Source organism: Microcystis sp. M144S2 (genome assembly GCF_020246065.1).
GTDB classification, from domain to species: Bacteria; Cyanobacteriota; Cyanobacteriia; order Cyanobacteriales; family Microcystaceae; genus Microcystis; species Microcystis ichthyoblabe_A.
Map to the genome: position 1 here is coordinate 1 of NZ_JADBTR010000090.1, position 20,857 is coordinate 20,857.

Below are 20,857 nucleotides of genomic sequence, written 5' to 3' on the forward strand. Positions count from 1 at the left end.
ATTGTTTTGTCTAGGTTCCAGCGTCGTTTGTTTCGCTTCGCTTTCGCTTTGCTTCAACCGCGCATTTACCAATGTATCTAACTTCCCCTAGTTTGTCAACCCCTTTTGGCAAAATTTTTTGATCTTTTTTCTATCCCTTGCCACGTAAGCCTTTCAGCTATTTACCCTTTTTCTGGTGGGCTGTTTTTATCTAGTAATTTTGTTCTAATTAGCTCTTGATGGCGGTGATAGCGTTTCTCATAGGTGGGAACTGTTTAGGCATCAAATAGGGATGCAGTAGCTGAAATAACTGCTTAGTAAGGTTTTCAGCCCCGTGGTCGAACGAGATTGAATGCCCCGCTCAAATCCCAGTCCAGCAACTCGGTTCGATCGGTTAGAATCAAAATATGGGAAAAAAATTATTTATTTTCGGGAACCTTTACTGAATTCTCCCGTCCTCAAGCTCTGAGTGAGGAGTTTATATCCCTAGAGGAAATCCCATGAGTCAATCGATTCCAGCATCTTGGTCACTTGAGGCCAAAAAGTCTCAAAACCCCGTGTCCCCTGACAAACTCTCCAACTACGATCTAATTGCACGCTGTCAGGAAGGGTGCCAGCCCGATCGAGCAGCTTTTGCGGAACTGCTGCGGCGCTATCAAGCTCATATTGATAAATTACTCTATCATTTGGCTCCCGATTGGCAAGATCGCGCTGATTTGGCTCAAGAGGTCTGGATTCGCGTCTATCGCAATATTAACCGTCTCCATGAACCCCTCAAGTTCCGCGGTTGGTTAAGTCGCATTGCTACTAATCTTTTTTACGACGAATTGCGGAAACGCAAGCGGGTTAATCACCCCATTTCTCTCGATGCTCCCCGACGCGTGGAAGATGGCGAAATCGATTGGGATATCGAGTCCGATTACCCCAGTCCCGATGAACATCTCACCACCCACGAATTCTACGATCAATTACAAGCGGCGATCGCTGATTTACCAGAAGCTTTTCGGACAACTATTATTCTCCGGGAAATTGAAGGGATGGCCTACGAAGAAATTGCCGAGATGACGGGAGTTTCTTTAGGAACTGTTAAATCTCGCATTGCTCGCGCTCGCGCTAAATTACAATCTGTTTTACAGCCCTATTTTACAGAAGGCTAAAGAATATTGTGGTGATTCGGCACTAACGGCCGAAGTGAGGAGTCGTTAAATTTAACTAGCTCCGTGCTGGTAAAAAGTGATTGCATACCGATCGCTTCTGGTCGAGGTCAACCATGAATAATTATCAACCCGAAGACGTTCAATGGATCAAGTCTTTGTTACGTCACGATGACAGCGATTGCAACTCCGCAGCCGAGGATATTTTGTTTTTAGATGAGGATAACGAGGAAAGTCATCGTTTCGATTTAATTAGCGCCTATATTGATAACGAAGTAACGGTAGAGGAAAGAAAGCTAGTTCAGCATTGGTTAGACCATGATGCTGCCGCTAAAAAACTCTATCGGCAGCTCTTGGGATTACAAACTAATTTAAGGCAGATTCCCGCACCGGTTACTATTGCCAGCGACCGATTGGCAGAACAGGTGTTCAGAAAAGTCGATGGTCAGCGTCGTCGACAATATTATGTTTATGGTGGCGCAATTTTCACCGCCATGGCGATCGCTATTGGCTCCTACTTCGTCTCGGGACGCAACGATCCCCTCTCACAAATGGCCAGCAGTCCGAGCAGTATTAGCCAAGAGGGAGACCATTTGATGATTGCTCTCAACCATCCAATTATGGAGATTCCCGCAGCGGAAAAGCCAAAAGAGAATGGCCAAAGGTAAGGATCTATGGGGATAAATGCCAGCATTCTCGTGCGATCGCCCAATCTTCCGCCGTAGCAATTACCATCACTCGCACTTTAGATGTCTCGGTGGCGATATCCTCATCCCGGGGACGAGCGGCATTTTTAGCTAAATCTAACTCTAAACCCAAAAAAGACCAGCCTTGACTGGCTTTTTCCCGTACTAAAGCTGAATTTTCGCCGATTCCTGCCGTAAATACCAACACATCCAACCCCTCCAGAGAAGCGATCATCGATCCGATTAAACTTTTCAGACGATGAATATACATTTCAAATGCTAATTTTGCCCTCTCGTTGCCTTCGTCTATCGCCGTGGTAATTGCCCGCATATCCCCAGAAATACCCGAAATTCCCTTTAAACCAGATTCTTTATTGAGTAAGCCATTTAAACTATCGGGATTGTATTGATATTCTCGCTCTAGATAAATCAGAATCCCTGGATCGATCGAACCGCTGCGGGTTCCCATCATCAATCCCTCTAGGGGAGTAAACCCCATAGTAGTATCGATACTTTTACCCCCCTTGACTGCCGATAGGGAAGCACCATTTCCCAGATGACAGATCACCATTTTCAAGGATTCTAGGGGTTTTCCCAACAATTCGGCGGCCCGTTGGGAGCAGTACTGATGACTGGTGCCATGAAAACCATAGCGACGGATTCCCAGTTCACTCCATTGGTAGGGAATGGGATAAAGAGAAGACTCAGGAGGGATAGAACGATGAAAAGCGGTGTCAAACACTGCTACTTGAGGAACATCGCCCAAAACTTGCTCGATTGCCTCAATTCCTTCTAAATGAGCGGGATTATGGCTAGGAGCCAGGGAAATCAGCTTTTTAATCGTTTTTTTGACCTGGGGAGTGATCATGGTAGCCTGGGAATATTCCGTGCCACCATGGACAACTCGATGACCGACTATACTAATGTCGGCGAGGTTGGCTACTACCTTAGTTTCGCCAGTGACTAAGGTATCTAACATCCGAGCAATTCCTGCCGGACGATCCTGACTAGAAAGATTAATTTCCTGTTTAATTCCCTGAGCTTTTACCGTTAAAACCGCGTAATCAGGGTTAACTGTCCAATCGATCCCCGCTTGCCAAATTGGTTGCGGAGGATGGCCAGGGAGAAACTCTAAATCGTACAAACAACTTTTTTGACTGCTCGATCCCGCATTTAAGACCAGAATTTTCATAAAAAAGCTCAATTAGGAGGGGCTTGTGCTGATCATAATCAAACTCAGGTTAAGCCTAGATAAAATCGCTGACTTTTCGGGTTTTTCTTCCAGAAAATTTTATCTGGCTGCCATCACCCATCCTTGACTCGGGCAATATTACAAAACTTTATCAAAAAAAAGTCAAAATAGAGCCTCTAGGGTTATAAAATAGAAGAATACCCCTTGTGAAATTAATCCAAGAAGCTACCTCTGATGCAAGTTAAGGCCTCTATAGTGGATTTAGAGCTAGTTCTCGTCCTTTTCACCAGTGGAATGTCAACATCGCACCACGAATCTCTAGAATGAAATTTTTGTGTATTCTAGATAACCGTGATTACTAGAGGATTTCTTAAGTATGTCAGAGGTTACTGCCGTTACTGCCGTTACAGATGCCACCTTTAAAGATGAAGTTTTAGATAGTGCCGACCTTGTCCTAGTGGATTTCTGGGCTCCTTGGTGCGGCCCCTGTCGAATGGTGGCTCCCGTTGTCGAAGAAATTGCCAAACAGTTCGAAGGGCAAGTCAAGGTGGTGAAACTCAACACCGACGAAAACCCCATTATCGCTAGTCAGTACGGGATTCGCAGTATTCCTACTCTGATGATCTTCAAAGAAGGTCAAAAAGTTGATACGGTGGTCGGGGCTGTACCGAAAACCACTTTAGCTACCACCATAGATAAACACCTGTAGAGGAGTTGACTAGGTTTTCTGGTAACGCATACCGGGTAACTGAGTCACTAAACCGATTAATTCTAATTCCAATAAGATCCCCGCCACTTCTGAGGTGGGGATTTGCATTTTTTCAACGATAATGTCAAACAACAGGGCATCTCTGTCAAATAACTGATACACTTGTGCTAGTCTAGGTTCTAGATTGACTGGAGGAGCAGCATTAACGACTGGGGATGTCTCTAGAGGGAGTGAAGGGGAGAGATTAACCGGTGCGGATTGGTTCGCGGTGGGAATTGCCCCCAACATTTCTAATAATTTCTCCTCAGAAACGATAATTTCCGCTCCCTGATGAATCAGTTGTAAACAACCCCTAGCGGCAGCAATATCGGGAGAATTGGGTAAAGCATAGATATCGCCGCCAAATTCGTTAGCATAACTGGCCGTAATCAGGGAGCCAGACCTTTCGGGGGCCTCGATAACAATAGTCGCGCGACTTAAACCGGCGATAATGCGATTACGACTGGGAAAATGGGCTTTATTCGGTTGAGTTGCGGCGGGATGTTCACTAATGACTAAACCCTGCTTTTGGATGTCCGCGTGTAGCTGCCGATGACGACTAGGATAAACCACATCGACCCCCGTTCCCAAGACGGCAATCGTTCTTCCCCCTGCTTTTAAACAGCTTTGGTGCGCCTCTCCATCAATTCCTTCGGCCATACCAGAAACAATAGTAAATCCCTGTTGGGCCAAAAGGGTACTTAAGCGCCGCGCCCAGCGCCTGCCGTGATCCGTGGGGTTACGAGTACCCACAATGGCGACGGTGGGGATATTTCCCTGATTTTCCTCTAAATTGACCTTTCCTTGATAGTAAAGTAAGGGGGGAGGACTGGGAATTTCCCGGAGAAAGCGGGGATATTCTGGGTCGCTAGGAGTCCAAAAAAGGGGATTTTTCTGGATATGTTCGGCGAAAAGAGCTTCTGGGTCAATTTGCGATCGCCCTTCCCGTACCGCTACCATTAACTTTTTGCCAAATCCCGCCCCTTCTGCGATCGCAGTATCGGTGGCATTCCAGGCCACAGCGACACTGCCAAAATGCTGATAGAGTCGCTTTAGGGAAATTGGCCCAACTCCAGCAATACTTGACCATGCTAACCAATAAACGCGATCGTCTGTCAATTTAAAAAGCTCCTCAGACCAGGTAATATTTTCAGTCGGTTAAAACCGACTGCGGCCAGATGACCTTAATTTATTTTAAATGTCGGGTGAAGACCGTTCGGCTGAGCGTTCGTGTTAGTGAGCGGCTCGAGTGAGCCTCGCCGAACTCTTGTCGAACTACTGAGCGTTCGACAAAAGCTCACGCGGCGGTTCGACAGGCGGTTCGGCTGAGCTCACCGTCGAAGCCTCACCGTCCGCTCGACTGAGCTCGCCGAACGTCCGAAGTCTCACGGCCGAAGCCTACTCATGCAAATTAGCTACGCTATAAGTATAACCCACATTCCGTACTAAAAAACAAGGACAAAGAAAATAAGAAAAACTCTCATGACAACAGATAATACTGGCAAGTAGTAGCTCCCAAAATAGACCTAGACCTAATTTAATTAAATCACAATAATAGGATGTAATAAAACAAATAGTGATTCAAAAAAAGCCATAAAAAACTACACTTGGGAATACATTCACAAATATCCGAAACACACTAAAAGACTATTAGGAATTGACTACCAAAAACTAGAACAACTGATGGCACTTGGGAAACTTATACATCGGAAAAACCAATCAGAAATCGAAAAAACCAAAATTAGGATTAATCAACCAGGAAGCGGAACACCTCCTAAATTATCAGAAGAGGAACAAATTGTTCTAATGTTGGTTTATTTAAGACATCATCTAAGCTTTCAAATCTTAGGACTAATGTTTCAAGTGAGTGAATCAACGGCTCATAATATCTTTACCTATTGGCAAAAACTTTTTGAAGGAGAGTTACCGCCAAGTTTGTTAGAACAAATAAAGAACTGCCAAGAAGAAGTCCATCTGTTATCATCTTGGGTAGTTCTCTAAGGATTTAGTCCCTATGAAATGGCGAGTGATACTTGAACCCGATCCCGATACAAACGAATGGGCAATTTGGTGTCCGGAACTGCCCGGATGCACATCTGTCGGTATTACACAAGAGGAAGCTCTCAATAATATACGCGAAGCGATCGAGCTTTATTTACAACCTGATGCTATCGACCTTCTACCCGGAGCAGTAATCCGTGAGGTGATGGTGGGATGACTCGACTCAGGAGAATGAATGCTGACGAGGTTGAGCGCATATTACGCAAGTATAACTTTGAACTGATCTCTCAGAAGGGTAGTCATAGAAAATGGCGTGGCAGGGATCAAGATACTCAAGTTATCGTACCTTACCATCAAGGGAGAGATTTACCTGCTGGAACATTGCGTAACATCATGATTACAGCCATGATCCCAGAGAGAGAGTGTAAATCTCCATAAACTTCATTTAAAGTCCATCTGTCTAACCAATCACTGCACCGTACCGAGAGTTAGACTAATAATATCATTCAAGGTTGATGATAGCTGGTCAGTTCAACCGTTAGGTGGACAATCTTCAGAGACATAAAATAAACTGTTAGTTAGTGACAAATTCAGTAAACGACTTTTTTGGCTCTAGTAAATCTAACTGGTTTTATGTACTTTAAGCACATTACTCTGAGAAACATCGGATTAATTGAAAAAATCAACTACGACTTTTCCTTCAGCAATGATAACCCTAAACCGCTTATCTTAGTCGGCACAAACGGCTCTGGGAAGAGTATTTTTCTTTCCTACTTGTTGAATGCTCTAATGAATGCACAGCAGATTGCTTTTGATGATGCGGAAGTGGAAGAAGGTAAAGTTTATAAACTTCGCAGTCCTCAATACATAAGAAATGGATCGACGTACTATTATGCGAGGGTGAACTTTGGCACTGATTTTAGTTGCTATGAGTTGCAGCTTGCTCACTCAAGAGAAGATTATGTAAAAAACTTCGGTGATCCAGAAATTGACAGTTTGTTTGAAGAGATTCCTTTACATGAAGCATCAATGTTCAAGGCAAATCTCATTAATAATCCAGTAGAGGTCTCAAAACAATTTCAGAACAACTGCGTCTTATACTTTCCAGCAAATCGTTTTGAACAACCAGCCTGGTTAAATGCTCAAAATCTTAAAGCGACGGCAGAATTCATCGAACGTACAAGAATAAATAGAGTTTCAAACCGCCAGATCATTCAGCAATCACCACTCACTGTATCTAAAAATTGGCTTCTTGACATCGCTTTAGATCTACTTCAAGCAAGATACCTGGGAACAGCTAACAACATTTGGAATGCTATCACAAAGCTTATTCAACTGATTTTTAGAACTGATGAGAATGTTCGTTTGGGAATTGGACCTCGGCAGAATCGCACAGTATCTATTATGAAGAATGAGACGGTATTCATCCCTAATATTTTTCAGCTTTCAACAGGTCAAACTTCAATTCTCAATATTGTCTTATCGATTCTGCGTGACTTTGATATGTCCGGTGCATCCTTTGAAAAATTAGAAGATGTGAGTGGAGTAGTTATTATTGATGAGGTTGATGCACATTTACACGCCGATTTACAGTGCAATCTCTTACCGGCAGTTATTCAACTATTCCCGAAAGTTCAGTTTATTCTCACCACTCACTCACCATTATTTTTGTTGGGAATGAAAACACAATTTGGCGATACTGGATTTGAAATTTTGTCTCTTCCAGCAGGGGTGAAGATTGGTGTTGAAGAATTTGAGGAATTTCAATCTGCTTTTGATTCTTATAAAGAATCAAATATCTTTAGAGAAAAAATTAAATCTGAGGTAGAAAAAGCCCAAAAACCAGTTATCTTTGTTGAGGGTGATTATGATATCCAATATTTGCATAAAGCTGCTTCACTTCTTGATAAAAAATTAATACTAAACCAAATTGAGTTATATGATGCTGGCGGATTTGGAGGTCTGGATAATATTTGGAAAAGTTACACTAATAACAGGTTGATGATAGCTTTACCAAAAATTGTTGGCTTGATCTACGATTGCGACACAAAAAAAGAGAACTCTGACAAGCAGATGGTTAAAAAGCGTGTTATTCCTACAGTTTCTAACAGCCCAATTTCAAAAGGAATTGAAAACTTAATTCCAGCAAGCACAATTAATAACCTTCGGGAATTGCGTCCCCAGTTTTTCGATGTAACTCCAGAGGTGAAAAAGACTGTTCGTGGAAAACCTGAGATTCAGCCAGAGATTTGTGAGATCAATAAGTCTGAGAAGCGGAATCTTTGTGAATGGTTATGTACCAATGGTACTAAGAAAGACTTCGATCAGTTTGAATCCGTATTTACTTTAATTGAAGATATTATTGGGCTAAGTAATCAGCAAGGTGATCAATTTTCAGATATCCAAGCTGACAGCGTTAATAGCACTCACTAATGAAATGCAGACTAGCCCACAAACTTACTGTACCGGAACGATTCCAATTTATTGTTAAGGTGCAAAGGTTGTTTGCGTCCTGTGAGTGCGATCGTTATCTGTAAATATTCTCGTTTTCAAGGTTTAATTGGGCAATAGCTCTATCAATTAAATCACAGCCTTCCCCCAGGGATTCGATCCGCGAAAAACGATCGCGCCAAACCGCCGCACCGGTAAAATCCTGACAATACCAAGCCAGATGTTTCCGCGCTTGCCAAATACCGCGTTGTCCCTTGTATAGCCATAGCCCCTGTAAATGCTCTTTAGCTAGGCTTAACAGGTCAATAGAGGTGGGTTTCGGCAACTTTTTGCCTGTTTTGAGGTAATAATCGATTTCCCCCACCAAATAGGGATAACCGAGGGTTCCCCGCGAACACATCACCCCATCGGCCCGGGTAAATTCCAAACAATTAATCGCCGCTTCCACAGAAACAATATCACCATTAGCAATGACAGGAATCGATAAAACCTCCTTCACCCGTTTAATCCATTGCCAATCGGCCGGCCCGTGATAACCCTGTTCCCTAGTGCGTGCGTGCAGGGTCAACATTTGCGCTCCCGCATCTTCTAAACGACGGGCAAAATCGATAATATTAATCTCCTGAGCGTTCCATCCCAAGCGAGTTTTCACCGTTACTGGCACCGATACCGCTCCCATCACTTCCCTAACAATTTGCTCGGCAATTTCTGGCTGTCGTAAAAGCGAAGAACCGCCGCCTTTTTTAGTAATTTTATTAACAGGACAACCCATATTAATATCGATGGTCATCGCTCCTTCTTTAACCGCTTTTTTCGCCGCCACAGCCATAAAATCGGGACGGCAATCAAATAACTGCATACTAATTGGTTGTTCTTTGTCCCCGATAACCATCAATTGCGGTAACTCTTGCAGCTGGGAGATTTCTGTCGCGTTGACCATCTCGGTATAGAGCATCGAATCAGGAGCAAAGCGTCTCACCAAGCGCCGAAACACTAAATCGGTGACACCGGATAAAGGTGATTGCAAGACGCGGCTATGCACTTCTAAGTTACCGATTTTGAGAGGGGATGAGTAGATAGCCATAGAACCAGTTAAAAAATCAACAGCCAAAACCAGCAAACCGAACAATTAGGGGATAGTTCCGTCACTGTTAGTATTTTGCCAACCCCTAATATATGCTTAACCGTCATCTTCTAGTCTAAAACTACCTGTATGATGATTGGAGAGGATAGAATCCTATCTCCCCTAAACGAGTAATTAAACAAAAATTTCGCTTTTTTTTATGGATAATCTGCAACTCTGGCAACGTTACCAAGATTGGTTATACTATCACCCTAACCTAGAACTTTATCTCGATGTCAGTCGGATTCCCTTCGATGAGGCTTTTCTCAAAGGTCTAGAAGCAAAATTCGAGCGTGCTTTCCAAGATATGGCAGCTTTAGAACAGGGTGCGATCGCCAATCCCGACGAACAGCGTATGGTCGGCCACTACTGGCTGCGCGCTCCTGAACTCGCTCCTAACCAGGAATTGCGGGCCGAAATCACCGAACCCCTAGCACAGATCAAAGAATTTGTCAAGAAAATTCACTCCGGAGCGATTAAGCCACCCAATCGGTCAAAATTCACCCATATTCTCTGTGTAGGCATCGGGGGGTCTGCTTTGGGTCCCCAATTCGTTGCCGAGGCTCTATCCCCCCTTAATCCCCCCTTAGAGATTGCTTTTATTGATAATACCGACCCCAAAGGCATCGATCGCACCCTAGGCCATTTACCCCTAGCTACCACCCTGGTTATCGTCACCAGTAAATCTGGCGGCACTCCCGAAGCGAGAAACGGAATGTTAGAAGTCCGCAACGCTTACGAAAAACAAGATTTAGACTTTCCGCCACACGCAGTCGCCGTCACTATGCCTGGTAGCCAACTGGACAAATACGCCCAAGATTGGCTAACTCGTTTCCCCATGCAGGATTGGGTCGGTGGTCGTACATCAGAACTATCCGCTGTCGGTCTTCTCCCGGCCGCTTTGCAGGGTATCGACATTGATGAAATGTTAGCCGGGGCCAAAGAAATGGACATCGCCACCCGCGTCCATAACCTGAAAAAAAATCCTAGCGCCCTACTTGCTCTAGCTTGGTATCATGAGGGCAACGGCAAGGGAGAGAAAGATATGGTGATTCTGCCCTACAAAGACAGTCTCTATCTCTTTAGCCGCTATCTGCAACAATTGGTCATGGAGTCTCTCGGTAAAGAAAAAGACCTCGATGGTAATAAGGTGTACCAAGGTATCGCCGTCTATGGTAACAAAGGTTCCACGGACCAACACGCCTACGTTCAACAATTACGCGAAGGGATTCCCAATTTCTTCGCCACTTTTATTGAAGTGTTAAAAGACCGACAAGGAGATTCCATCGAAGTGGAAACCGGCTCCACTGCCGGCGATTTCCTCTCAGGATTACTGCAAGGTACTCGACAAGCTTTATACGAAAACAGTCGTCACTCTATCACTATCACGATCCCAGAGGTTACTCCCCGTCAGGTAGGGGCCTTAATTGCCCTCTACGAACGGGCCGTTAGTTTCTATGCTAGTTTAGTTAACATTAACGCCTACCATCAACCCGGGGTAGAAGCAGGAAAAAAAGCCGCCGCTTCTATTCTGGATTTACAAAGAAAAATCGTGCAAGTTGTCCGGGAAACGGGAACTTCTCTCGACCTAACCACACTAGCGGCCAAAATCGGAGCTAGTGACCAAGTTGAACCTATCTATAAAATCGTCCGTCATCTCCACGCTAATCAGCGCAGTTTAACTATTACTGGCGATTTAAGCAAACCGGAAACAATCCAAATCTCTGCCCGCTAATCAGTTATCAGTTATCAGTTATCAGTTATCAGATGTAAGTTTTAAGTTAATTAGTTAGTTAGTTATCTTTATCTTTATCCCTGTTTACTGATCACTGAATGTAACCAACCATGGAAATGCTCGAAAACCTGAAAATGGCTTTTTCCGCTTTGATGGGCAATAAACTGCGTAGTGGTCTGACTATGCTGGGAATTGCTATCGGTAACGCCTCCGTCATTGCCCTAGTGGGAGTGGGTGAAGGAGCGCAAAAAGTCGCCCTCGAGCAGTTTGAAGCCCTCGGACCGAATGTTTTATTTGTTTCCACCTCCTCGCGCAATGTCCGGCGGACAATTCCGAATCCCCGGCCCCTCACCTACGAAGATGCTCAAGCGATCGCATCTCAAGTTCCCGCCATTGCCGCCATTTCTCCGGAATTGAGCGGTAAAAAAATCCTATCCTTCGGTAATAGAACCAGTAATAGCCCCCTGATTGGGGTGGGAGCCGAGTACCTAAACGTGCGTAACCGTCAACTATCTAAAGGTAGATTTATTATGGAATCTGACCTGAAACGGGATAATCGCGTGATTGTCTTGGGATCGGAATTAGCCAAAAATCTCTTTGGTAATCGCAATCCCGTCGGCGAAAATCTTCGCATCGGCAATCTTAGTTTTCAAGTTATTGGAGTTTTACAGGCGAAAGGCTCCTTATTTGAGGCTAATCAGGACGATCGAGCCTTAATTCCCCTAACTACCATGTCTAATCAGGTTCAAGGCCGCAGAGCTATCTATGGCATTCCCCTGACTCATATTTCTGTCTTGGCCAAAAACTCTGCCCAAATTAAAGCCGCTCAGTTTCAGATTAGCAACCTGCTGCAAATGCGTCATCAGGTCAGCGATGAGAATTATGTGCAGGTTTTCCCCCAAACCGCAGTCTTAGAAATGGCTAAAGAAACTAACGATAGTTTAACTAGAATGTTAGCCTCGATCGCTAGTATTTCCCTTTTTGTCGGGGGAATCGGTGTCATGAATATTATGCTCGTGTCAGTCACGGAGAGAACCCAAGAAATCGGGTTAAGAAAGGCTTTAGGAGCCAAAGAAGGGGATATAAAAGGTCAATTTCTCATTGAGTCGGTGATTTTAGCCACCACTGGCGGAATTATCGGGATTTTTGTCGGCATTCAAGGAATGTATCTAGCGGGAATTTTTGCCGCTTTAACCACCAGTGTCTCAATCCCTGCGATAATTCTCGCTTTAGGAGTTTCTAGTGCCATCGGTCTAATTTTCGGTGTTGTTCCCGCTCATCGTGCCGCTAAATTAGACCCAATCGTTGCTTTGAGAAGATTATAGTTGCCGAAACTATCCAATCTATCCTACTCGAGTCTGACCAAGACAAAAAAGTGAAACTTGAAATTAAGCAGCAATTTCTTGACTCTCTAAGACGGACTGAAAAGGGAGAAAGGGGGATTTCAGCCGAGGAAGTAGCTTAAAAACTAGGCTTAAATTGGTAATATCCTAACTTGGTAGAATTTACAGCCGAAGCAATCGCTGATTTAGCAGCACTCCCTGCAATTATTCAAGAGCAAATTTTCGGTAAAGTTCGCCTGTTGTCGGACAATTTTGCCAATTTTAGTCCTCAAGCTTTCAGTGCTAATTTGACTGGTCTTTTCAAGCTTCGAGTCGGTGACTATAGAGTTATAGTCATTTCAATTAAAATTGAGAATATCAATCCCAGAGTTTTTAAGGATTTTGTCGGTCTAGACTGTATCACACTTATTTGAAATGACTATACTCGTTAAGACTGCAAGGGAGCGCCAGAGCTGCGGAGCAGGGAGAGGCAGTTTGAGCATTTGTACTAAAAATTTCAATACGCAGTTTAAATTCAGTACAGCTTATCCATCTGGCACAGACAACTCCTGATTAGATAAGCCTTCCCACTTAGAATATCTACCAGACTAAGCCTGAATCCTCCGTAATTTCCCTGTTATTATCATTTTTATCTAGCCGACGGCTGACGGCTGACCGCTTCAAGATCACTGCTCACTAAAATCACCGCGATGTTGGATCAGGTCTGAGGGGCTAAGATTGGAGACGAAATTGCGAAAAGCTTGACGTTCCTCTTCATCCGCATCACGATCAACAGGAATAGAAGCAGAAGCGATCACTTCTTCCATTACCCAGATGGGACTGTTGGTACGCAGGGCAATAGCGATCGCATCACTGGGACGACAATCGATTTCTTTTTTGACTTCGCCGCGCTGGAGACAGAGGACAGCATAAAAAGTATTATCCTGGAGAGAATGGATGATAATCTTTTCTAAATCCATGTCCCAAGCTTTAAAAATATTAGCGATCAAATCGTGGGTAAGGGGACGAGGGGACTTTTGTTGTTCGAGGACGGTGATAATGGCCTTAGCCTGATCTTGTCCGATGTAGATAGGTAGGGCGCGACGCTCGGAACCATCCTTCAGCAGTACAATGGGACTGCGAGTGATAGCGTCTAGGGCAATTCCAGCGACTTTCATTTCGATCATGGCTTATGGCTTCTCCAAGATAGAGATTCAGCTAGGGAAGGAGTGGGAAAGCAACCTGAATAATATAGTGCTTCGTTACACTCACAGTATGCCCTAAGATGGCGGAGATTAGCCTCATCTTTAATGAAAAAAATACATCACCTGCCATCAGGAGGCAGGAGTCAGTTATCAGTTATCAGTCATCAGTTATCAGTTATCAGTTATCAGTTCACTGAGAAAACTCCCCACACCCCACACCCCACACCCCATACCCCACACCCCACTTCCCCACACCCAACTAAATTACTTAATTTGTGCTATGATAATAGTTTTGGGATAAATTTAAATAGGAGCAGACTGTCTGTATGTCTCGTTATAGAGGACCGCGCTTGCGCGTTGTGCGTCGTTTAGGGGAATTACCGGGCCTAACCCGTAAAAATGCCCGTCGTGCCTATGCACCCGGGCAACATGGCCAGGCCCGCAAAAAACGTTCAGAATATGCCATTCGTCTAGAAGAAAAACAAAAACTGCGTTTTAACTACGGTGTCAGCGAAAAACAATTAATTCGCTATGTCCGCAAAGCTCGCCGGGCTACTGGTTCCACCGGTCAGGTACTGCTGCAACTCCTAGAAATGCGTCTGGATAATACCGTTTTCCGTCTCGGTATGGCTGGGACAATTCCGGGGGCGCGACAATTAGTCAATCACGGTCACGTCACCGTTAACGGTAGAGTTGTGGATATTGCCAGTTATCAGTGCCGTCCGGGTGATGTGATTGGAGTTAGAAATCAAGAGCGTTCCCAGGATCTCGTCAAAAGAAATATGGAATACCCCGGTTTAGCCAACCTGCCGAGTCATTTGGAATTTGACAAAAACACCCTCGTGGGCAAAGTGAATGGCGTTGTGGAAAGAGAATGGATTGCCCTCTCGATTAATGAACTGTTAGTAGTGGAATACTACTCTCGGAAAGTCTAGGAAAAAAGCCTTTTCCAGATACCTTGAGGACGCAATTGGCAGCGTCCTTATTTTATTGGTTAAATTTAGTGTTTTTGATTGTACATGGGGCTGGCTAACATCCGACTGCGAATGGCAGAACCTCAACCGGCTCCCCCTACTGATACCTCCCTTGAACAGTTACAGTTAAGAGAGTAGTCCGTTAGCACCCACTTCTAAATGGGATATTATCAACATGAAAAATCAATTATCTCAGCTTTATGAAACAGATTTTAACTTGTGGCTTGAGCAAACCGTAAATCACTTAAAAAAGGGTAATTTAGCAGCCCTCGATTTAGATAACTTAATCGAAGAAATATCCGATATGGGACGTAATAATAGACGGGAGGTATTCAGTCGTTTAAAAGTTCTCTTGATGCACTTACTTAAATGGCAATATCAACCAGAAAAACGGACTAATAGCTGGATAAATACCATTGATGAACAAAGAGAACAATTAGAGCTTATTTTCAGGGATAGTCCTAGCTTAAAACCCTATTTAGCCGATATTTTCGCAGAATGTTATCAAAAAGCAGTGCGAGGGACGGTAAATGAAACTAATTTACCAAAAGAAACTTTTCCGGTTGATTGTCCTTTTACCCAAGAACAGGTTTTAAATTGTGATTATTTTCCTGAAAATAGCTTTTGAACAATGGATATAGCAGTTTTAGGAGAAAATCGCCCTGCTGTCAAGACTGATTTTTTTCTTGCCAAATAGCCAAGGCCATTTGATGAACAAATCGCCAAGGTAGATGATGCTGACGGGCAATAGCGGCACAATCTTCGTATTCTGGTTGTACGGTAATCGGTTGATTAATTGACTCTTTGTAGGCAACTTTTAGCCGAATTTTACCATAGACAGTATCGATCGATTGTATCTCTCTTTTTAAGATCGATCGCTCTTGAATTGTCCTTCTAATGCCTAAAGTTGTGGTTTCCTGAAAGATCATATTTTCGCAAATAGCAATTTTATCCAAGCCACAAATTACTGTCAAAAGTATCCCCAAACGAGATTTTTTCATAGTAATTGCTTGACTAAATACATCCAAAGCCCCCGCTTGTAATAAAGCCTCGCTTAAATAGGCGATCGCTTGCGGATTTAAGTCATCAATTTGAGTTTCTAAAACTGCCACGGTTTCGCTTTCATCTAGCTTTTCTGATTCTTTTTTCCCTAACCAAAGCCGGACAAGATTGGGAATCGGTAAATCTTTTGTCCCTGCTCCTAAACCGACCTTTTCTAACTGCATTTTCGGCGGTTTACCGAAACTTTTAGCTAAAGTTGTCACAATAGCTGCCCCCGTGGCTTTTGTCCAGTCAGCAGTCATCACTTCCCCATCTACCAATCCCGTGGCCGCTAACTGTTCGGCAAAACCTTCGATGCTGGCAAAAGCGGGGTGGGACCACTGATCCAAAAGTTGGCGCATTACAGGACTTTCCCAGAAATTGAGCGGTTTTTGACGGTCATCTCGCTGATTCCAGTCCGCTACCACCAGGACTCCCCCCGGCTTAAGAACTCGCAGTAATTCCCGAGCAAAAACGGCTTTGTCCGGCATATGGGGACCAGCTTCGATTGACCAGACCACATCAAAACTCTCGTCGGGAAAAGAAAGGGCCATGGCATCATCGACCAAAAAGCGAGCATTTACATCTGGGGGTGTTAGTTCTTTGGCCCGCGCCACTTGTTTGGGACTAATGGTGATACCGGTAACGGCAAATCCGTACTCGCGGGCCAGAATGCGACTGCTGCCACCAATACCACAACCGACATCGAGGAGAGTTGCACCGGCGGGTAGTTTATCCAAACCTCCCCAAGAGACCATTTCCGCCACAAAGTCGGCTTTTGCCTGTAGAAAGTCTTTTTTTTCTGGTGGGGAACCGTAGTGACCTAAATGGATGTGTTCGCCCCAATAATATTCTAAAATCCCGTCCTCGGTCCATTGGTCGTAGGAATTGGCCACCGAGTCCGACGATTGGTACTTGCGAGAGGAAACAAAATAGACGACGATAGCGATCGCTAGGAGTAAACCTAAAGATGATGTCAGCAAAAGTATATTCATTAAATGCTGCCGAGCAAACTGATACAAAGCTTAATAACTCTTAAAGATTATACAACCTTGAGGTTCTGCGGTTGAGTGACTTTGGTTCCTCGCCAGAAATTAACTATCCCAGTTGAAAGCGACTGGTAATACAGCAGTTATCTTAATAGTTAAGTAGCTGGTTATAATTAAATTAAAAATGGATTTTAGGTTCGATCCCCCCTGCCCCCCTTGATAAGGGGGGTGCCGATAGGCGGGGGGATCTGAAAGTTTTCAACACCTACCTACTTATCTTAATAGTTAGATCACTTATGTAGTATTAAACTTTTATCTGTTTGTCCCTGTGGAATTGCCCTCAATCCATTCGTAAAAAACCATAGATTCCGGGGAACAACGGCTGCATCCTCCGCATTTTTCTAGGGAAATCAGGCGAATTCGCCCTTTTTTCAGCAAGCGATCGAGCATAGGACTTAAGGCATCCGCTGACATCCGAAAGTGTGTAGATAAGTCAGACAGAGATGCTTTCTGATTTTTGGCAAGATAAGCCTGTATATCGGTTAAAATCATGGTTTATAAGCGAAAAAAATCGAGAAAAGTTGCTTGATTGCGGTGGGTTACGGCGAATCTAAATAATTTGTTAGTTGCCTAGCTTTTTGTCGCCTAACCCACCCTACTTTTAAATTGCCGGACGGTTGATTTTTCGGGGACGGAGATTTTTTAAGGTGAATAAAACCCCGACTACGGTTAAACCCATCAAGACTATCCAAAAAAGAGAAAATCCCGGATGTCGAGAAAAAGTGGCGATTTGATAGAAGGAAGTGGCAACAATATAGGCCATTCCTGTGGTCCAGAAGGCAATAAAAGCAGTCCAACCGGCATTAGTTTCGCGATATACTGCCGATGTGGCCGAAACACAGGGAAAATAGAGCAGAACAAACAATAGATAGGCAAAAGCACCCGCTTGACCATCAAATCTTTTCACCATTGCGCCAAAGATTCCTAAATCTACCTCTTGCTTCTCGGCAGCCGTTTTTTGATCTTGCAAATCACCAATATTTAAACCCAAGGGATCAAGTAATTGATTGGGTAATTGCGCTAAATTGGCGGGAATAGTGGCGATAGCTTCCTGAATTTGCCCCCAAAAGTCGAATTTTACCTGTGCTGCCCCCTTATTCGGGTTATCTTCCCCCGCTAGTTGGCTGTAAATTGAGTTTAATGTGCCTACCATCGCTTCTTTGGCAAAAACTCCCGTAAAAATGCCCACCGTTGCCGGCCAATTTTCCGGTTCTAGTCCCATGGGTGAGAAAATAGGAGTTACAGCTTTACTGGTAGCACTTAAAACCGATCGCTCGCTGTCTTGATTACCAAAAGAACCATCAAAACTGACGGAGTTGAGTAGTCCCAAAATCATCACCATTAAAACGATAACTCGTCCAGCTTTCCACAAAAACGCTTGCAGACGTTCCCAAGTGCGAATTAAAACCCCTTTTAGACGCGGTAGATGATAGGGAGGCAATTCCATAATAAAGTGACTGACTTCTCCCTTGAGTAGGGTTTTTTTCATCACCAATCCCGTCAAAATAGCGGCGAGAATTCCTAAGATATAAAGACCAAAAACGATGTTTTGACCACCTATGGGGAAAAAAGCTGCGGCAAATAGGGCATAAACAGGTAATCTGGCCCCACAGGACATAAAAGGGTTCATCATAATCGTCATTAAACGATCGCGGGAATTTTCTAGGGTCCTGGTGGCCATAATTGCCGGTACACTGCAACCAAATCCCACTAGCATGGGGACAAAGGATTTACCCGGCAATCCCACCAAACGCATCAATCGGTCCATGACGAAGGCTGCCCGGGCCATATAGCCGGAATCCTCTAAAATTGACAAAAAGAGGAACATAAAGCCAATTACGGGGATAAAAGTGGCGACGGTTTGCACACCTCCCCCCGCCCCATCAGCGAGCAGAGCAATTAGCCAACCCGGGGTATGGATTGTTTGTAAAACTTGGGACAAACCATCGACAAAGATAGTCTGGGCAGTTAAATCGAAGAAATCGATAAAGGCAGCACTAACATTGATGGTAAATAAGAACATTAGGTACATTACGCCCAAAAATATCGGAATTCCTAACCAGCGATCGAGAACAATCCGATCGAGGCGGTCGGACATGGTATCATTTATCTGTCCAGTCCGTTGAGTGGCTCCCTGAGTAACTTGTTGAATAAAGCCATAACGAGTATCAGCAATTAAAATATCAAGGTCTTCCCCTAAAACTTGGTGTATTTGTCGTCTATGCTTGACGATAATGCTTAATAGTTCCTGGGAGCGCAATTCTGGGGCGATGCGATCCTCGTATTGCAGTAGATTTAAAGCAGTCCATCTTGGCTCAACGATCCTTTTACTGCTATGGTCGTTAATGTAGGCAACAATCTCGCTCAGAGCTTCCTCAATTACCGCAGGATAAGCCACATAAGCGGCAGTATGGCTAATATCATCGACTAATTCCCCAATTTTTTGCTTTAATTCTCCGATTCCCTCCCCTTTAACCGCACTAATCGGGACGACAATTGCATCCATGCGAACGCTTAAGAGTTGCGGATTAACCACAATACCCCTAGTTTTGGCCACATCCATCATATTCAGGGCAATCAACATCGGTAAACGCATCTCCATGATTTGGGTAGTCAGGTAGAGATTACGCTCTAAATTGGCAGCATCGACGATATTAATCACTAAATCCGCTTCTCCTGACAGTAGATAGTCCCTAGCGACTAATTCATCCATTCCTGTCTCCCCTTCTTCCACATCAAGGGAATAGACTCCGGGTAAATCCACAAGGGTGATATCTTCCCCGTTAACTTGAAATTGTCCCTCTTTGCGATCGACTGTTACTCCCGGCCAGTTGCCGGTCCGTTGATTGGACCGGGTGAGAGCATTAAAAAGGGTAGTTTTGCCACAGTTAGGATTGCCAATTAAGGCGATAATCGGTTTGACCATAATTTAGGATATTGAGTGATGAATAGGCTTAGATGATTAAATTTAGCTTTTTGGGTCTATTTCTTCGACGATTAAAGTGTCTGCCTCCTGTTTACGCAGACTGAGATGAAATCCCCGCACTCGAATCTCGACGGGATCCCCCAAAGGTGCGACGCGAATAACGGTAAACTCTGTCCCCGGAGTTAATCCCATTGATAACAATTTTCCTTTGTATCCGCGCAATGTTCGGTCATAACCGACGACTTTACCCGCTTTTCCTATGGGTATCTCCCGCAGAAATGTTCTTACTTCAGGTAGGTCTTTTTTGGGTTCCAGTTTTTTCGGTTGAATGTCACTAACGAGGATTTTTTCGGCCATTTCCGCCCCGATACCGATACGATTGTCTTGAATGCCAATTAAAACTGATCCCCTCGGTTGGGAGCTAATTACCTGTAATTGAATGCCGGGGTTTAATCCCATACCTAGGAGTCGATTGATCCCTCCTGTCCCCTGAAATCCCACTAACCAGACGGTTTTTCCCATTTCCACTTGTGCTAAAGGATAAGTGGCAGCAAAGTCATTACCCGTGGGAGTGACATTATCTAATTCTGTCTTTTTACCACCCCAAGGGGAAAATTGGGCTTTATTTGGCGATTTTTCTGGTTTTTCTGGGGCATTAGGTCTAATTTTATCGTCCATGCTTTTCTTATCTCCAAAGGTAATGAAGGTCTTTCATTTAAGAGTGATAATAATTCCTTAATAGCTCATCGAGTTTACTGAAGTAGCCAAAGGGTGAGAACTGCACTACTGTCAGCCTCAGTCAACGGTTTTGAAACTGTCTAAGACTTGCGATCGCTAAAAATAAATGCTAATTATTCTCAATTACCAGTGTAATCCCAAAGGGGAGACAGAAAAGAAAATTTTTTCTTTAAAAAAGTCACCGGTCTCTGATCCATGGCGATCGCTGAGAGACGAAAATCTTCATTAATGCCGAAAATTTGTTAGTTACCTTGTACTAAATTCGCTACAATGCGAAAAGGTATATTTATACTACAAACTTAATGATCAGCTAATATGATTGACGAATTTGAAAGAGAAGGTTACTGGTGGCTCCCTGAACACCCAGAAAAACGAGTAATTGGTAAACTTTCCCGGTTCTTCCGAACTTACCATGTAAAATCAACTAGCAAAATGCCAATTTAATAAACATCTAAGACTAAAGTTTTTAAAGTTTCTAAATCCATAGCCTCTCCTTTTAATCACCTTCAGTTTATTATTAATTCCTTCCACTG

The 20,857-nt window shown here is 43.9% G+C and carries 21 protein-coding genes; 12 read left to right on the top strand and 9 right to left on the bottom strand.

Annotation, left to right across the window (positions count from 1 at the left end):
* The first annotated feature begins 479 nt into the window (after window positions 1–479).
* Together IM462_RS11455 and IM462_RS11460 are read left to right on the top strand one after the other, a co-directional pair.
* A complete protein-coding gene (locus IM462_RS11455; protein WP_002759776.1) occupies window positions 480–1,136 on the top strand; it encodes a sigma-70 family RNA polymerase sigma factor in 657 nt (218 codons plus the stop codon).
* A gap of 113 nt (window positions 1,137–1,249) precedes the next feature.
* Complete coding sequence (locus IM462_RS11460) at window positions 1,250–1,801, top strand: anti-sigma factor family protein (protein WP_287700184.1); 552 nt, start codon at window positions 1,250–1,252, stop codon at window positions 1,799–1,801.
* A gap of 4 nt (window positions 1,802–1,805) precedes the next feature.
* Here the strand turns inward: IM462_RS11460 and IM462_RS11465 are convergent, their stop codons facing one another.
* Window positions 1,806–3,011, bottom strand: coding sequence for an acetate kinase (locus tag IM462_RS11465; RefSeq protein WP_287700185.1), 1,206 nt, complete (start codon window positions 3,009–3,011; stop codon window positions 1,806–1,808).
* 376 nt (window positions 3,012–3,387) lie between these two features.
* Between IM462_RS11465 and trxA the strand changes: the two genes are divergently transcribed.
* The gene (gene trxA / locus IM462_RS11470; protein ID WP_194017377.1) at window positions 3,388–3,720 is read left to right on the top strand and encodes a thioredoxin; all 333 of its coding nucleotides are present in this window, start codon (window positions 3,388–3,390) and stop codon (window positions 3,718–3,720) included.
* A 9-nt stretch (window positions 3,721–3,729) separates the two neighbouring features.
* On the opposite strand, the gene dprA is transcribed toward trxA, so the two are convergent.
* Window positions 3,730–4,878, bottom strand: coding sequence for a DNA-processing protein DprA (dprA, locus tag IM462_RS11475; protein WP_287700186.1), 1,149 nt, complete (start codon window positions 4,876–4,878; stop codon window positions 3,730–3,732).
* A 564-nt stretch (window positions 4,879–5,442) separates the two neighbouring features.
* Here dprA and IM462_RS11480 point away from each other — a divergent pair.
* The 4 genes from IM462_RS11480 (at window position 5,443) to IM462_RS11495 (ending at window position 8,193) form a co-directional block, all read left to right on the top strand.
* Window positions 5,443–5,760 carry a helix-turn-helix domain-containing protein gene (locus IM462_RS11480; RefSeq protein ID WP_287700187.1) on the top strand — a complete coding sequence of 106 codons (318 nt, stop codon included), beginning with the start codon at window positions 5,443–5,445 and terminating at the stop codon, window positions 5,758–5,760.
* Window positions 5,761–5,773: 13 nt separating this feature from the next.
* Window positions 5,774–5,977, top strand: coding sequence for a type II toxin-antitoxin system HicB family antitoxin (locus IM462_RS11485; protein WP_287700188.1), 204 nt, complete (start codon window positions 5,774–5,776; stop codon window positions 5,975–5,977).
* A gap of 14 nt (window positions 5,978–5,991) precedes the next feature.
* Complete coding sequence (locus IM462_RS11490) at window positions 5,992–6,198, top strand: type II toxin-antitoxin system HicA family toxin (RefSeq protein WP_287700189.1); 207 nt, start codon at window positions 5,992–5,994, stop codon at window positions 6,196–6,198.
* A gap of 168 nt (window positions 6,199–6,366) precedes the next feature.
* On the top strand, window positions 6,367–8,193 hold the full coding sequence (locus IM462_RS11495; RefSeq protein ID WP_287715212.1) for an AAA family ATPase: 1,827 nt from the start codon (window positions 6,367–6,369) through the stop codon (window positions 8,191–8,193).
* A gap of 94 nt (window positions 8,194–8,287) precedes the next feature.
* Here IM462_RS11495 and dusB read toward each other — a convergent pair whose 3' ends face one another.
* A complete protein-coding gene (dusB, locus tag IM462_RS11500; RefSeq protein ID WP_287700191.1) occupies window positions 8,288–9,295 on the bottom strand; it encodes a tRNA dihydrouridine synthase DusB in 1,008 nt (335 codons plus the stop codon).
* A gap of 199 nt (window positions 9,296–9,494) precedes the next feature.
* On the opposite strand from dusB, the gene IM462_RS11505 reads away from it, so the two are divergent.
* From IM462_RS11505 to IM462_RS11515, 3 genes are all read left to right on the top strand, one after another.
* Window positions 9,495–11,069, top strand: coding sequence for a glucose-6-phosphate isomerase (locus tag IM462_RS11505; protein WP_287700192.1), 1,575 nt, complete (start codon window positions 9,495–9,497; stop codon window positions 11,067–11,069).
* Between the two features lie 110 nt (window positions 11,070–11,179).
* Window positions 11,180–12,394 (top strand): ABC transporter permease, encoded by a 1,215-nt coding sequence (locus tag IM462_RS11510; RefSeq protein WP_287700193.1) that lies wholly within the window; start codon window positions 11,180–11,182, stop codon window positions 12,392–12,394.
* A 170-nt stretch (window positions 12,395–12,564) separates the two neighbouring features.
* Entirely contained in the window at window positions 12,565–12,825 is a 261-nt protein-coding gene (locus IM462_RS11515; protein ID WP_287700194.1) for a type II toxin-antitoxin system RelE family toxin, read from the top strand.
* A 252-nt stretch (window positions 12,826–13,077) separates the two neighbouring features.
* Here IM462_RS11515 and IM462_RS11520 read toward each other — a convergent pair whose 3' ends face one another.
* Window positions 13,078–13,578 carry a bifunctional nuclease family protein gene (locus tag IM462_RS11520; protein ID WP_287700195.1) on the bottom strand — a complete coding sequence of 167 codons (501 nt, stop codon included), beginning with the start codon at window positions 13,576–13,578 and terminating at the stop codon, window positions 13,078–13,080.
* A 344-nt stretch (window positions 13,579–13,922) separates the two neighbouring features.
* On the opposite strand from IM462_RS11520, the gene rpsD reads away from it, so the two are divergent.
* Together rpsD and IM462_RS11530 are read left to right on the top strand one after the other, a co-directional pair.
* Window positions 13,923–14,531: a 30S ribosomal protein S4 gene (rpsD, locus tag IM462_RS11525; protein WP_002798058.1), complete on the top strand. Its 609-nt coding sequence runs from the start codon at window positions 13,923–13,925 to the stop codon at window positions 14,529–14,531.
* A gap of 214 nt (window positions 14,532–14,745) precedes the next feature.
* Window positions 14,746–15,198 carry a DUF29 domain-containing protein gene (locus tag IM462_RS11530; RefSeq protein ID WP_287700196.1) on the top strand — a complete coding sequence of 151 codons (453 nt, stop codon included), beginning with the start codon at window positions 14,746–14,748 and terminating at the stop codon, window positions 15,196–15,198.
* 40 nt (window positions 15,199–15,238) lie between these two features.
* Here the strand turns inward: IM462_RS11530 and larC2 are convergent, their stop codons facing one another.
* The 5 genes from larC2 to IM462_RS11555 form a co-directional block, all read right to left on the bottom strand.
* Window positions 15,239–16,606, bottom strand: a complete 1,368-nt coding sequence (larC2, locus tag IM462_RS11535) for a nickel pincer cofactor biosynthesis protein LarC2 (RefSeq protein ID WP_287700197.1) — start codon at window positions 16,604–16,606, stop codon at window positions 15,239–15,241.
* A gap of 306 nt (window positions 16,607–16,912) precedes the next feature.
* Window positions 16,913–17,152 (bottom strand): FeoC-like transcriptional regulator, encoded by a 240-nt coding sequence (locus IM462_RS11540; protein WP_072024896.1) that lies wholly within the window; start codon window positions 17,150–17,152, stop codon window positions 16,913–16,915.
* A gap of 109 nt (window positions 17,153–17,261) precedes the next feature.
* Window positions 17,262–19,586 carry a Fe(2+) transporter permease subunit FeoB gene (gene feoB / locus IM462_RS11545; RefSeq protein WP_287700198.1) on the bottom strand — a complete coding sequence of 775 codons (2,325 nt, stop codon included), beginning with the start codon at window positions 19,584–19,586 and terminating at the stop codon, window positions 17,262–17,264.
* 42 nt (window positions 19,587–19,628) lie between these two features.
* Window positions 19,629–20,264, bottom strand: a complete 636-nt coding sequence (locus IM462_RS11550; RefSeq protein WP_287700199.1) for a FeoA family protein — start codon at window positions 20,262–20,264, stop codon at window positions 19,629–19,631.
* Between the two features lie 480 nt (window positions 20,265–20,744).
* A partial coding sequence (locus IM462_RS11555) for a transposase (RefSeq protein WP_036400142.1) occupies window positions 20,745–20,857 on the bottom strand: 113 nt, incomplete at its 5' end.

Bases quoted from the DNA above. Each gene is read 5' to 3' on its own strand.
- IM462_RS11505 (WP_287700192.1), top strand. From the start codon at position 9,495: ATGGATAATCTGCAACTCTGGCAACGTTACCAAGATTGGTTATACTAT.
- feoB (WP_287700198.1), bottom strand. From the start codon at position 19,586: ATGGTCAAACCGATTATCGCCTTAATTGGCAATCCTAACTGTGGCAAA.
- IM462_RS11490 (WP_287700189.1), top strand. From the start codon at position 5,992: ATGAATGCTGACGAGGTTGAGCGCATATTACGCAAGTATAACTTTGAA.
- IM462_RS11520 (WP_287700195.1), bottom strand. From the start codon at position 13,578: ATGATCGAAATGAAAGTCGCTGGAATTGCCCTAGACGCTATCACTCGC.
- IM462_RS11550 (WP_287700199.1), bottom strand. From the start codon at position 20,264: ATGGACGATAAAATTAGACCTAATGCCCCAGAAAAACCAGAAAAATCG.
- IM462_RS11485 (WP_287700188.1), top strand. From the start codon at position 5,774: ATGAAATGGCGAGTGATACTTGAACCCGATCCCGATACAAACGAATGG.
- dusB (WP_287700191.1), bottom strand. From the start codon at position 9,295: ATGGCTATCTACTCATCCCCTCTCAAAATCGGTAACTTAGAAGTGCAT.
- IM462_RS11465 (WP_287700185.1), bottom strand. From the start codon at position 3,011: ATGAAAATTCTGGTCTTAAATGCGGGATCGAGCAGTCAAAAAAGTTGT.
- IM462_RS11455 (WP_002759776.1), top strand. From the start codon at position 480: ATGAGTCAATCGATTCCAGCATCTTGGTCACTTGAGGCCAAAAAGTCT.
- IM462_RS11530 (WP_287700196.1), top strand. From the start codon at position 14,746: ATGAAAAATCAATTATCTCAGCTTTATGAAACAGATTTTAACTTGTGG.
- trxA (WP_194017377.1), top strand. From the start codon at position 3,388: ATGTCAGAGGTTACTGCCGTTACTGCCGTTACAGATGCCACCTTTAAA.
- IM462_RS11540 (WP_072024896.1), bottom strand. From the start codon at position 17,152: ATGATTTTAACCGATATACAGGCTTATCTTGCCAAAAATCAGAAAGCA.
- IM462_RS11480 (WP_287700187.1), top strand. From the start codon at position 5,443: ATGGCACTTGGGAAACTTATACATCGGAAAAACCAATCAGAAATCGAA.
- IM462_RS11460 (WP_287700184.1), top strand. From the start codon at position 1,250: ATGAATAATTATCAACCCGAAGACGTTCAATGGATCAAGTCTTTGTTA.
- larC2 (WP_287700197.1), bottom strand. From the start codon at position 16,606: ATGAATATACTTTTGCTGACATCATCTTTAGGTTTACTCCTAGCGATC.
- rpsD (WP_002798058.1), top strand. From the start codon at position 13,923: ATGTCTCGTTATAGAGGACCGCGCTTGCGCGTTGTGCGTCGTTTAGGG.
- IM462_RS11510 (WP_287700193.1), top strand. From the start codon at position 11,180: ATGGAAATGCTCGAAAACCTGAAAATGGCTTTTTCCGCTTTGATGGGC.